Annotated in this window: 12 protein-coding genes; 8 read left to right on the top strand and 4 right to left on the bottom strand. The window is 55.8% G+C overall.

Going from position 1 to position 12,183, the window contains the following annotated elements:
- Window position 1: 1 nt before the first annotated feature.
- Window positions 2-1,339, top strand: coding sequence for a sigma-54 dependent transcriptional regulator (locus Q0V31_RS09050; protein ID WP_298187086.1), 1,338 nt, complete (start codon window positions 2-4; stop codon window positions 1,337-1,339).
- A gap of 62 nt (window positions 1,340-1,401) precedes the next feature.
- Here the strand turns inward: Q0V31_RS09050 and thiO are convergent, their stop codons facing one another.
- Window positions 1,402-2,502, bottom strand: coding sequence for a glycine oxidase ThiO (thiO, locus tag Q0V31_RS09045; protein WP_298187083.1), 1,101 nt, complete (start codon window positions 2,500-2,502; stop codon window positions 1,402-1,404).
- An 89-nt stretch (window positions 2,503-2,591) separates the two neighbouring features.
- On the opposite strand from thiO, the gene Q0V31_RS09040 reads away from it, so the two are divergent.
- From Q0V31_RS09040 to Q0V31_RS09010, 7 genes are all read left to right on the top strand, one after another.
- Window positions 2,592-3,095, top strand: a complete 504-nt coding sequence (locus tag Q0V31_RS09040; protein ID WP_298187080.1) for a GspH/FimT family pseudopilin — start codon at window positions 2,592-2,594, stop codon at window positions 3,093-3,095.
- Window positions 3,096-3,234: 139 nt separating this feature from the next.
- Window positions 3,235-3,744 carry a GspH/FimT family pseudopilin gene (locus tag Q0V31_RS09035; protein ID WP_298187076.1) on the top strand — a complete coding sequence of 170 codons (510 nt, stop codon included), beginning with the start codon at window positions 3,235-3,237 and terminating at the stop codon, window positions 3,742-3,744.
- 11 nt (window positions 3,745-3,755) lie between these two features.
- The gene (gene pilV, locus Q0V31_RS09030) at window positions 3,756-4,274 is read left to right on the top strand and encodes a type IV pilus modification protein PilV (RefSeq protein ID WP_298187074.1); all 519 of its coding nucleotides are present in this window, start codon (window positions 3,756-3,758) and stop codon (window positions 4,272-4,274) included.
- Window positions 4,271-5,077, top strand: coding sequence for a PilW family protein (locus tag Q0V31_RS09025; RefSeq protein ID WP_298187071.1), 807 nt, complete (start codon window positions 4,271-4,273; stop codon window positions 5,075-5,077). Before pilV ends, Q0V31_RS09025 begins: the two co-directional genes overlap by 4 nt.
- Window positions 5,074-5,727, top strand: a complete 654-nt coding sequence (locus Q0V31_RS09020) for a PilX N-terminal domain-containing pilus assembly protein (protein WP_298187069.1) — start codon at window positions 5,074-5,076, stop codon at window positions 5,725-5,727. Before Q0V31_RS09025 ends, Q0V31_RS09020 begins: the two co-directional genes overlap by 4 nt.
- 24 nt (window positions 5,728-5,751) lie before the next feature.
- Window positions 5,752-9,540: a PilC/PilY family type IV pilus protein gene (locus Q0V31_RS09015; protein WP_298187067.1), complete on the top strand. Its 3,789-nt coding sequence runs from the start codon at window positions 5,752-5,754 to the stop codon at window positions 9,538-9,540.
- 29 nt (window positions 9,541-9,569) lie between these two features.
- Window positions 9,570-9,968, top strand: a complete 399-nt coding sequence (locus Q0V31_RS09010) for a type IV pilin protein (protein WP_298187064.1) — start codon at window positions 9,570-9,572, stop codon at window positions 9,966-9,968.
- A gap of 105 nt (window positions 9,969-10,073) precedes the next feature.
- Here Q0V31_RS09010 and ispH read toward each other — a convergent pair whose 3' ends face one another.
- The 3 genes from ispH to lspA form a co-directional block, all read right to left on the bottom strand.
- Window positions 10,074-11,021: a 4-hydroxy-3-methylbut-2-enyl diphosphate reductase gene (gene ispH, locus Q0V31_RS09005; RefSeq protein ID WP_298187062.1), complete on the bottom strand. Its 948-nt coding sequence runs from the start codon at window positions 11,019-11,021 to the stop codon at window positions 10,074-10,076.
- A gap of 202 nt (window positions 11,022-11,223) precedes the next feature.
- Window positions 11,224-11,664, bottom strand: coding sequence for a peptidylprolyl isomerase (locus Q0V31_RS09000; protein WP_298190996.1), 441 nt, complete (start codon window positions 11,662-11,664; stop codon window positions 11,224-11,226).
- A gap of 4 nt (window positions 11,665-11,668) precedes the next feature.
- Complete coding sequence (lspA, locus tag Q0V31_RS08995; protein WP_298190994.1) at window positions 11,669-12,178, bottom strand: signal peptidase II; 510 nt, start codon at window positions 12,176-12,178, stop codon at window positions 11,669-11,671.
- Between the last annotated feature and the right edge of the window lie 5 nt (window positions 12,179-12,183).

Genomic DNA, 12,183 nt, shown 5'->3' with positions numbered 1-12,183 from the left:
CATGACCCGCCAGAGAGCCCTGATCGTCGATGACGAACCCGATATTCGCGAACTCCTGGAAATCACCCTGGGACGCATGAAGCTCGACACCCGCAGCGCACGCAACGTCAAGGAAGCGCGCGAATGGCTGGCCAAGGAGCCCTTCGACCTCTGCCTGACCGACATGCGCCTGCCTGACGGCACCGGACTGGAACTGGTGCAGCACATCCTGCAACGCCACCCGCAAGTACCGGTGGCGATGATCACCGCCTACGGCAGCCTGGATACCGCCATTAATGCACTAAAAGCCGGCGCCTTCGACTTTCTGACCAAGCCAGTCGACCTCGGCCGCCTGCGCGAACTGGTCGCTGCCGCCTTGCGCCTGCGCAGCGCCGATGGCGAAGCGCCGCCGGTCGACAGCCGCCTGCTCGGCGACTCGCCGCCAATGCAGACCTTACGCAAACAGATTCTCAAGCTCGCCCGCAGTCAGGCCCCGGTGTATATCAGCGGCGAGTCGGGCAGCGGCAAGGAACTAGTGGCGCGACTGATCCACGAGCAGGGCTCGCGCAGCGAGCAACCTTTCGTACCGGTCAACTGCGGCGCGATCCCGACCGAGCTGATGGAAAGCGAATTCTTCGGCCACAAGAAAGGCAGCTTCACCGGCGCTATCGAAGACAAGCAGGGGTTATTTCAGGCCGCCAACGGCGGCACACTGTTCCTTGACGAGGTGGCCGACCTGCCACTGCCGATGCAGGTCAAATTGCTGCGGGCGATTCAGGAAAAGGCCGTGCGAGCGGTTGGTGGACAACAGGAACAAGTCGTCGACGTGCGCATTCTCTGCGCCACCCACAAAGACCTCGCGGGTGAAGTCGCCACCGAACGCTTCCGCCAAGACCTCTACTACCGCCTCAACGTCATCGAGTTGCGCGTACCTGCGCTACGCGAGCGTCGCGAAGACATCGCCCTGCTCACCGACAGCATGCTCAAGCGCTTAGCCGAAGGTACCGGCCTCAGCGCGGCCAAGCTGGATGAGGACGCACTGGAAAAGCTCAAGAGTTACCGCTTTCCAGGCAACGTCCGCGAGCTGGAGAACATGCTCGAGCGTGCCTATACCCTGTGCGAAGACGACCGCATCTCCGCCAGCGACCTGCGCCTGGCCGACTGCAGCCCCAGCAGTGAAAATGGTGAAACCAGCCTCGCGCAGATCGACAACCTGGAAGACCACCTGGAAGCCATCGAGCGCAAGCTGATCATGCAGGCCCTGGAAGAAACCCGCTGGAACCGCACCGCCGCCGCGCAGCGCCTGGGCCTGAGCTTCCGCTCAATGCGCTACCGCTTAAAGAAGCTGGGCATCGACTGACACCATGAGCCGCAGCGCATGAACTGGGCTTTAGCTACGAAAAGCTAAAGTCCAGCAAGCACTCACCCCGCCAGCCCCAGCCGCCCTGCCGGCGCATAAGGAGTAGGGTCCACAATCGACTCACGCCCCAGCATCAGATCGGCCAGTAATTGGCAGGACGCCGGCGCCAGCACCAAACCATTACGGTAGTGCCCACAATTCAGCCACAGCCCAGCATGCCCAGGCACCGGCCCGATATATGGAATGCCCTCAGGCGAGCCAGGCCGCAGCCCCGCCCAATGCCCTACCCGCTCGGCATCGGCCAATGCTGGCAACAAATCAACCGCCGAGGCCTGCAAGCTGGCCAAGGCATCCTCGGTCGGAGTTTTGTCGAAGCCTGCATGCTCAAGCGTGCTGCCAACCAAAATATGGCCATCACGCCGCGGAATTGCATAGCGCCCCCTGGCCAGCACCATGGCCGGCAGAAAGTCCTCGGCGCACTTGTACAAAATCATCTGCCCCTTGACCGGCACCACCGGTAACTCAATGCCCAGAGTTTTCATCAGCTCACCACTCCAGGCACCGGCTGTGAGCACCACCCGATCGGCCTGCATATCACCCTGCGCCGTATGCACACCGGTGATGCGCCCTCCCTCGCGGATAAAACCACTGACCGCACACCGCTCATGCAGAGTGACATTCGGCATCTGCTGCAGCGCCGCACGCAAGGCCTTGACCAAGCGCGGATTGCGCACATTGGCCACGTTCGCCATTTGCAGCGCACGGCCAAAACCCGCTGTCAACGCCGGCACCGCACGCTGCACACTGGCCATATCAACCGACTGCAGCGCCCGCCCTTCTCGCTGCGCCCAAGCCAGCGCCTCAACCTCATCGTCAAGATCCAGCCAGTACAACCCGGTGACATACACCTCGGGATCAATCTGCGTCTGCGCCAGCAACTGCTCGGCCAAGCGCGGATAAAAATCCTGCGACCAATGCGCCAGAGCCGTCACCGCCGGGCTGTAACGCCAAGGATAAAGCGGCGAAACAATACCGCCACCGGCCCAGGAGGATTCACGACCTGCCTCTCCTGCCTCGACGAGCCCAACCACCTTCCCGGCGACTGCCAATTGCATGGCCGACAGCAAACCGATCACCCCTCCTCCGACAACCAGAACATCCATCACATTCGCCACCTTAAAACTTGCCGCATTTAACAACAGCGTCTAAACAAAAAGAGGCCAGGAAGGCCGACACAATAAGAAGGAATAAAATGAGAAAATCATATCAGTCTGGATTAACACTCGTTGAACTGACACTGACCCTTGCCGTGCTTTCTATCGCGGCCTCCATCGCACTACCCGAACTAAACCAACTCGTGGTCAGCAATCGCAATCAAGCCGCCATGCATGAGCTTCACGCCCTTCTGCAGCAAGCACGCAGCCAAGCGGTAACCCGCAAGCGCACGCTGGAGCTATGCCCAAGCCTCGACGGTTTAAAATGCAGCTCCAATTGGATGCATCCCAGGTTGCTAAGAGTCCGTAGCAGCGGCCAGCCTCTTAGTCACACATCTGCTCATGCGGGTAGCGGCGAGCTTCGCTGGGCCGGCTTTAGCGGCAGCATCCGCTTTTACAACACGGGTATCAGCCCTATCAGCAACGGACGTTTTTTTATTTGTGAAGAAAAGGTCATCAGCCAGCAACTGATCATCAACAAACAAGGACGAATTCGCTGGGGCAGCAAACTGGAAAACCAGCAAGAAAGCACCCGCTGCTAACACCCGAATGTGATGCGGCGCACGCCAATGAAAGCACTGCGGCCAGTCATCCGCGACATTATGCCGGCCATCCCAGCGCAGCAGACAAGCGCTGCTCGGCAAGCCATGCTTATCCTCACAAGACCGATTGGAGTTCAGCATGTCTGCTGCAGGCCGCACACAAGGTTTCACGCTCGTAGAACTGATGATCACAATGGCATTGCTGGCCATCATGGCAATGATCGCGGTGCCCAGTTTCACTCAATTCACTATCAACAATCGGCTGCAGGCCAAAGCTGAGGAGCTGAAAAGCTTCCTGCAAGCTGCCCGCACCGAAGCGGTGGTCAAGCGAGCCGTTATTACGCTGAAGGCCAAAGATGCTGATAAGTGGATCGCTGTGCGCCCCAGCAAAGACTCTAATGCCTCGATAAGAACCTTAGAAATCAACCCGACCGAAGCCAAACTCGCTGCCGCCAACGCCTCAGGCAGCGCCGTTAATGAGCTTACCTACTACGCCAACGGCGTGGTCAAAGCTCCGGTCAACTTCACCATTTGTCATGACAAAAAAACTGAGAGTGGCTATCAGGTCAGCGTCGCCGCCAACGGCAGCATTCACCTCGCCCCACGCGGCAAGCAAAAAGACAACGCAGCCCTCGCCAAGTGCGAATAAAGGAGACGCCCTTGAACAAGCACAACGGCTTCAGCTTGATAGAAGTGCTGGTCACGCTGGTATTGGTGACCGTCGGCATCCTTGGCATGGTCACCATGCAAAGCCGCAGTATTCAGTACACCCAAGAAGCCGTGCAGCGTAATGCAGCGGTTGAGCTAACAGTCCAACTCACCGAGATACTGCGCAGCAACCCCGACGCGCTCTTTTATAAGGAAGACGGTAAAGCATTCAGCCCAGCCTACGCAGAGCCCAGTGCTGCTGACTGCAAAGCCCCCAACACAGCACAAAAAAAACGTGACTGCTGGCTTGAGCGTGTGCAGAAGACCCTACCCGGCGCAGCCGGCTTACTCAGCAACAGCTTTTACATCTGCAAGAGCTTTAGCAGCAGCGCAGTAAAAAAACCTAACTGCGAAGCAAACGGTCCGATCACCGAGATCCAGCTGGCCTGGACCGTCAAACCCGACAGTTGCCCGGACGTCAGGGCTCCCGACAATACCACCTGCATCTATCGCACTCGGATCGAGCTATGAAGACCTACCTACACCATCGAGCCCGACAAACAGGCCTGTCAATGATCGAACTGCTGATTGCTCTTGCCATTAGCTCGTTCTTGATTATTGGTATCACCCAGATCTACATCGACAACAAACGTAATTACGCCTTCCAGCAGTCGCAAGGCGAAATCCAGGAAGGCAACCGCTTTATCAGCCTTATATTTGACAGCTACTTAAACAAGGCCGGTTACAGTCGCGAACCCTACCTTGGTAATGAGCAGGTATTCACCGCTCAGGCCAGCACGGACTACTGCGAAGCGTTCAAAAGTGGTCAAACGGTAACCAAAGCAAAAAAAGGCTCCGGTGTCTGCATTCGCTATAGCCAAGTACGAAGCGAGGAGCTGGATTGCGCGGGTAATAAAACCGCCACGTTCGACGACAGCAATCCTTTTTTAAAGTCAGCACCCGTGGTAACGGCCGCACTGTACGTCGCGAATCAAAGCTTGCGCTGCCAAAGCGGCAATACCGATGCAGAGTTGATGACTGGTTTATCCGGCCTACGCCTGGAGTTTGGCATTAACCCGACCAGCGAAACCATCGTTACTCAAACGCTTTCGGCGGCCGACTGGGACAACAGTAAGGGCCAGATACTGCAAGTGCGCTACGAGGCGTTAGTAGCATCCACTAATAACCAGCGCGGCAAGGGCGACTCGGCGGTACTCGACCACTGGCTCAAGCAAGCCAGCGCTGCGGAAAAAGCGCTGATTCAAGGTGCAGACACCGGCCAGCTGTACCAAATCGCTAGCAACACGGTCACCTTGAGGAACCTCACGCCATGAACCCACGTTTTCCGCAACAACAACGCGGAGTCACCCTGCTTGTTGCCTTGGTCATGCTACTGGTACTAACAGTACTGACCGTCACCAACATGCGCGAAGTGACCCTAGAAACCCGCATGACGGCCAACCGTATGGAAAGCCTAAGCCTGAACAATGCGGCTGAATCAGCCTTACGCGAAGGTGAAGCGCGTTTTTTCAACGCCCTGCGCCTCAGCACCAAACCTGAACCTAATAAAAATTACTGCAAAAAGTCAGTTAAATATAACCGTGTAACCATGTACCCATGCATCGTGGAAATTGAGAAACAAACGGACGGCACTTATGCAGGTAAGATGCGCAACTATGTGCTCGACCCTATTGCCACGGTTAATACGCACATGAGCTGGACCGGTGCCAAAACAGATACAGCGGATAACGACACCTACATTGCCTGGATGCCCTATCGCGGCACGTCCAGCGAGAAATCCGCCGAAGCCACTTTCCCCGCTTACTGGAATACCGCCGAAATGCCGGTAGAAGGTCTCAATGCCAATTATGGCGACGAACTTATCGGCCGCGGTGTTTATTACTACCTCGTCAGCGGCCAAGCCAAGGATGAACTAGCCTTGCAAACTACGATAGCCAAATACTACCCAGGCCCCAGCAACTAAGCTGCCACGCACCGGAGCACTGATATGAAGACCTCATTATATTCCCTGCGCAGTTTAGTTTTTTGCTGTGCTACCAGTAGTCTGTTAGCGGCTGCACTGGATGTACAAGCGGCCATTTCACAAAGCCCACTTAACTTAACTATCGGCGTACCACCGAACCTTATATTAACGCTGGACGACTCAGGCAGTATGGATAGAGCGTACGTACCCGATTCCATACCGGGCGGCTCATCTACCCGCAGGTACAAGTCCGCCTATTACAACCCAATGTATTACAACCCTGCGACTACATACCAAGTCCCGCCGAAATTTAATTTAGATGGCACACTCGCCGCCGATCTCAGCACTTCATTTTCCAAGGCCTGGCTAAATGGCTTTAAAACCTCTAGAGGCGAGGTCAATCTTAGCAACAGCTTCCGCGCAACCACAACATACGATACAAACAGCAAGTCACAGAGCAACGCAGACAACCCAGAACCTGAATTCTTTTTAAGCGCTCGGTATGATGGGAGCATTTCGAACGGAAGCTCATCCCCAACACTAAACTTTAAAAGTGTAAGTTTCAAAATCAACAGAATCAATAACAACACATGCACAGTCACAGTAGAAAAACCACAACCGTATCCAGAGATCAACTGCAGCCGCTCAGATAATAGATATACACTGACCATCTCTGACAGTAGAGATAAAGATGTTCCTGCATACTACTATGTTTACGATGACTCACTTGCTAACTGCCCTACAGACATCACCACACGCAAAGACGATGACAACTGCTACCGGAAAGTTGACGTATCAAGCTCGTCAGGGCAACTTCGCCCAACAGATGCGGCCTCAGGCACTGATGAACGCTCAAACTTTGCCATCTGGTACTCGTTCTATCGCACACGCTCTTTGGCCACTGTAAGCGCCGCCAGTATTGCTTTCGCCGACCTTGCCTCATCCACTCGAATTACTTGGCAAGCACTAAATACTTGCAACTCATTAAATACCTCAAGCAGTTGCCTAGGTAAAGACAACCGCTTCCGCGAATACAATAGCGCGCAGCGTGGCCGGCTTTTTGACTGGATGCAGTCAATGACGTTCAACAACGGCACCCCCCTTCGCGTAGCGCTAGATGAGGCGGGAAAATTTCTAAAAAACAACAATTCACCCGCTTGGGATAAGTTCCCTAACGAAACGGGCAACACAGCAAAAAACAAGTACGCATGCCGCCCCAGTTATCACATTTTAATGACAGACGGCGTATGGAACGGCAATGACGGGAGCCCGTCTGGACGTAGATCAGACACTACCAATTTTAACCTTCCTGATGGCGTTAACTATACTGGACAGCGCAGACCCTATACTGACTCTGCCAATAACACGCTGGCAGACCTAGCCTTTCACTACTGGGCAACCGACCTTAACAGCGACCTTGAAAACAACTTAAAGCCTTATTACAAAGACAAGTCGGGTACCGACACAGACAAGTACTGGAACCCGCAAAACAACCCTGCCACGTGGCAGAATATGGCCAACTTCACCATTGGCCTCGGCTTAACAGCATCGCTTAATCAAGCCGGCCTATCGTGGAACAGTACCGACGGCACATTTGCGAGCCCTGGCTATGTGAATATTTCCAATGGCACGCAGAACTGGCCAAAAGCGGAATCGAACAGTGATAACAACGTGTATGACCTCTGGCACGCGGCCATCAACTCAAGAGGCGACTTTTTCAGTGCGGACAGCCCCGAATCGGTGGTGCAAGCCTTTGCCGATATCATGTCGCGTATTGCCGATCGTAAATCCACTGCTGCCAAGCCAGCGATCAACTCAGGTCAGGTGGTGGTCGATGAAAATGATCCAAATAATAGCAAGCTCGTAACATCGTCCTACCAGACCTCCTATGCTAGCGACGAAAACTGGCTGGGTAACTTGGTGCGCACGAATAAAGAATGGACCGAACTGCCAGCCGGTTCGGGTAAGTTTGAATTGGCACTTAAGGAGAAGTGGAGCGCCAAGGACAAAATGCCCGCTGCGGACGCTCGAAACATTAAGATAAAAAGCACGGGCAGTGGCGGCCTGCAGCCCTTTACCTGGGCCAATGCCGGTAATAAAGACACATCAGGTACATTGGCAAACCTGCTTAGCAAAGACCCAGAAAACGGCAACACCAGCGACAGTAAAGGCGAAGCCCGCCTTAACTACCTACGTGGCGTGCGCACTGGTGAAGGCGCAACATTCCGCTCGCGCAGCGGTATATTGGGCGACTTACTCGCCTCAAGCCCCGCGGTAGTGTCAGGGGGACGCTATCTGGTTGGCGTGGCTAACCGCTTAGAAGGCAATGACACCTACACCAACTTCAAAGAGTCGCAAGCAACTCGTACCCCGCGCGTTTATGTCGGCGGTAACGACGGCATGCTGCATGGCTTTAATGCTGAGACAGGCGTCGAAGAGTTTGCCTTTATTCCAAGCGCGGTATTCCCCAAGCTGAACAAGTTGACCGGAAAGAACTACAGCCACGAGTTTTATGTGGATGGCTCTCCTGTCGTTGCCGATATTTATGATGGCAGCAAATGGCGCACCATTCTGGTCGGCACTCTGCGAGCAGGCGGCAAGTCTATCTTTGCCTTGGACATCACCACACCGGGAAGCGAGAAGCTGTTGTGGGAATTTGATGACAGTAAAATCACCTCCACAGTAAAAATGGGCAACAGTTTCTCCCAGCCCACCATCGCCCGCCTGCACAACGGCCGCTGGGCCGTGGTGTTCGGCAATGGTTATGAGGCGAGCAACCATACCAATGGCAAAGCCGCCTTGTTTATCGTGGATGCGGTTGAGGGCACTCTGGAAAAGAGCTTGGAAGTCACAGGCACCAATGGCATTGCCAATGGCCTGTCCACTCCACGCCTGGCCGACAACAATGGCGACAGCGTGGCCGACTACGCTTATGCCGGCGACCTGCAGGGCAACCTGTGGCGCTTTGACCTACTACCAAGCGCACGCAACGCAGACAACCCACTGGCGCGCTCTGCAACTGAAACCCGCGGCACTGTTAGCCAGTACCAAGTCGCTTACGGCGGCAAGCCGATGTTCTCCGCCGTAGCCTCGAATACGGCGCAAACACCACAACCCATTACTGCACCACCCACGCTTGTTCGCCACCCAACCGGCGTAGGCCATCTGGTTATCTTCGCCACAGGCAAGTACTTCGAAGACACCGACAAGGACGGTAACAAGAACATCGCCCAGACCGTTTACGGTATATGGGATGAGAAGAGCCGTGGCGAAATAAAAGGCACTACCAGCGCACTCGGTATTAGCCGCGCCAAGCTGGTTGAGCAGACCATCGGCAGCCAAGTGACCGCTACCGACTCGAAAGCTCGTAACACCGCTGCACGCATCATTTCGCAGAACGCTATTCCCTGGGGGGATGGAAAGAAAGGCTGGCTACTCGACCTACAGCAGGGCGGCACACTTGATGGCGAAATGGTCATCGAGCCGATGTTCAATATTGGCCAAAGCGTGTACTTCCAGTCACTCGTGCCCAATGACGACCCCTGCGCTGACGGTGCCAAATACTGGACTTACGGCCTTAACGCGTTTACCGGTGGTAAAACGCCTTACAACGCCTTCGATATGCAGCAAGTAAAACCTGATGGCACCACAGCGATTGTTTCGGCGATCAAACAAGATGGCGAAGGTGGCTTGACGGTGACTGACACCCCAGACGGCCTGCAAATCTGTACTGGCCAAGGCTGTGAGGGCATCAAGCCACCGCCAAATATCAATGAGCGCAACTCCTGGCGCCGTGTGGAGGAAACAGAGTGAGAATTGCCATGCCAGCACCGAGCAGAAAAATGCAGGGCTTTACCCTGATCGAGATGATGATAGTCGTGGCTATCATCGGCATCCTGGCAGCAGTGGCCTACCCAAGCTATGCCGAGTATGTAAAGCGTGGTAATCGCAGCGAAGGCCAGGCGCTGCTTAGTGATATCGCAGCCGCACAAGAACGCTATTACTCACAAAACAACCGCTACATCACGGCAACTGGAGACATTGCCAAACTCAACGCCAGCACCACATCCACCACCAGTAAATACACCCTGGCGGTGAGCAGCGTGGCCAGCGACGGCGGCTACACCCTTACGGCCACCCCACAGTTCAGCGATACTGATTGCGGCAACCTGACCCTAAATGCCCTCGGCGCGAGAGGACGTACAGGCACGAAAAAAACCAGAGACGAGTGCTGGCGCTAAAACAAAAAAGCCCAATCAACTGATTGGGCTTTTTTATCTGTCACTGTTTGATGCTTAACTGGGCTCAGGCGCTTTACCTGATAAAGGCGCCCCTCTCATCTCAACTTACTGGCGAGCAATAACCCGCAACTCTTTCGGCATCGAAAAGGTTACATTCTCCGGCCTTCCTGCCAGCTCCTGCGCATTACTCGCGCCCCACACCCCAAGCTGCTTAATCACGCCCTGCACCAGTACTTCGGGGGCAGATGCGCCGGCAGTAATACCGATGCCGCTAACGCCCGAAAACCATTCCTGCTTGAGGTCTTCCGCCCCATCGATCAGGTAGGCGGGTGTGCCCATGCGTTCGGCCAGCTCGCGCAGGCGGTTGGAGTTTGAGCTGTTGGGGCTGCCAACGACCAACAACACATCGCACTCAGCAGCGAGCTGCTTGACGGCATCCTGACGGTTTTGCGTGGCGTAGCAGATGTCGTCCTTACGTGGGCCACCGATGGCGGGGTATTTGCTGCGCAGGGCATCGATCACCTTGCTGGTATCGTCCATCGACAGGGTGGTCTGGGTAACGAAGGCCAGAGCCTGCGGGTTGCGCACCTGCAGTGCCGCCACGTCCGTTTCGTCTTCGACCAGGTAGATGGTGCCGCCGTTGCTGGCGTCGTATTGGCCCATGGTACCTTCGACTTCCGGGTGACCTTCGTGGCCGATCAGGATGCACTCGCGCCCCTCACGGCTGTAGCGCACCACCTCCATATGCACCTTGGTCACCAGTGGGCAGGTGGCATCGAAGACTTTCAGGCCACGCCGCTCAGCCTCGTTGCGCACCGCCTGGGAGACGCCGTGGGCGCTGAAGATGACAATCACATCATCCGGCACCTGGTCCAACTCTTCGACAAAGACCGCACCACGCGAACGCAGGTCTTCCACCACAAACTTGTTGTGCACCACTTCGTGACGCACATAGATGGGCGGGCCGAAGACTTCCAGCGCGCGGTTGACGATCTCGATGGCGCGGTCGACGCCGGCACAGAAACCACGAGGGTTGGCGAGTTTGATATGCATGCTGGTGATCTCGACGCGCGTAAACGAAAGTTGTCGCAGGTTGGGTTAGCGGTATATCGCAGCATGATCCACGAATGCCGCGCAGCCAAACAGCACAGTACCCAACATACCAAGCATGGTGGGTTACGGCGCGCTAAACAACCGGCTCCGGGCTCAAACCGCGCCTGTGCGCCTAACCCACCCTACGAAAATATTGCACTGATCAGAGCGCTTTGACCTCGATGATTTCCACATCAAAGCTCAGCGCCTTGCCGGCCAGCGGGTGATTAAAATCGATGGTGACCTGGCTGTCGTCAAAGGCTTTGACCACCCCAGGCAGCTCGGCATTGGCGGCATCATTGAAAATCACCAGCAGGCCTTCCGACAGCTCCATGTCCTGGAACTGACTCCGCGGCATCACTTGGACGTTTTGCGGATTACCTTGACCGAAGCCCTGCTCCGGGCTGATCTCCAGGCTGCGTTTGTCGCCCGCCTTGAGCCCGTAGATGGCCTGTTCGAAGCCCGGCAGCAGGTTGCCGTCACCGACCTTGAAGGTCGCGGGTTTTTTATCGAAAGTGCTATCGACCACATCGCCGTTGTCCAGCTTGAGGGCGAAATGCAGGGTCACTTCCTTGTCCGGGCCAATTCGCTGCTCTTGGGTGATAGGGTCAGTCATGGGCTGCGTCTCCGGACTTCTCGCCTTTAAACATATCCAGTGCCAACAGGATGGCACCGCCAGTAATCGCCATATCGGCCACGTTGAAGGCCGGGAAATACCATTGCTGGTGCCAGTGCAGCAAGATGAAGTCGACCACATGGCCAAACACCACCCGGTCGACCAAGTTACCCAGCGCGCCACCCAGCACCAGCGCCAGCGCTAGCGCTAGCCAGGTTTCACCGGGCTTGAGACGTTTGAGCCACACCACCAGCACCACGCTGACCACCAGGGCGATTGCAGCGAAGAACCAGCGCTGCCAGCCCGCCGCATCCGCCAGGAAACTGAAGGCCGCGCCGGTGTTGTAGGCCAGGGTCCAGCTGAAGTAATCGGGGATGATCACAATCTGCTGGTACATGGTCAGGCTGTTGTCGAAGTAAAACTTGCTCGCCTGATCGACCACAAACACCAACAGGCTCAGCCACAACCACGCCAAATGCCCGAAACGGCTGGCTTTAGGCAGGCCGT

It is taken from the genome of uncultured Pseudomonas sp., assembly GCF_943846705.1.
In the GTDB taxonomy this organism is placed as follows: domain Bacteria; phylum Pseudomonadota; class Gammaproteobacteria; order Pseudomonadales; family Pseudomonadaceae; genus Aquipseudomonas.
The sequence above is the reverse complement of the archived record's forward strand: the minus strand, read 5'-3'. Positions and strand labels throughout refer to the sequence as shown.

What these genes read in the sequence shown, in the direction of transcription:
- Q0V31_RS09015 (WP_298187067.1), top strand. Translation starts at nt 5,752, where the DNA reads ATGAAGACCTCATTATATTCCCTGCGCAGTTTAGTTTTTTGCTGTGCT.
- Q0V31_RS09025 (WP_298187071.1), top strand. Translation starts at nt 4,271, where the DNA reads ATGAAGACCTACCTACACCATCGAGCCCGACAAACAGGCCTGTCAATG.
- thiO (WP_298187083.1), bottom strand. Translation starts at nt 2,502, where the DNA reads ATGGATGTTCTGGTTGTCGGAGGAGGGGTGATCGGTTTGCTGTCGGCC.
- Q0V31_RS09020 (WP_298187069.1), top strand. Translation starts at nt 5,074, where the DNA reads ATGAACCCACGTTTTCCGCAACAACAACGCGGAGTCACCCTGCTTGTT.
- Q0V31_RS09040 (WP_298187080.1), top strand. Translation starts at nt 2,592, where the DNA reads ATGAGAAAATCATATCAGTCTGGATTAACACTCGTTGAACTGACACTG.
- Q0V31_RS09050 (WP_298187086.1), top strand. Translation starts at nt 2, where the DNA reads ATGACCCGCCAGAGAGCCCTGATCGTCGATGACGAACCCGATATTCGC.
- ispH (WP_298187062.1), bottom strand. Translation starts at nt 11,021, where the DNA reads ATGCATATCAAACTCGCCAACCCTCGTGGTTTCTGTGCCGGCGTCGAC.
- Q0V31_RS09010 (WP_298187064.1), top strand. Translation starts at nt 9,570, where the DNA reads ATGCAGGGCTTTACCCTGATCGAGATGATGATAGTCGTGGCTATCATC.
- Q0V31_RS09035 (WP_298187076.1), top strand. Translation starts at nt 3,235, where the DNA reads ATGTCTGCTGCAGGCCGCACACAAGGTTTCACGCTCGTAGAACTGATG.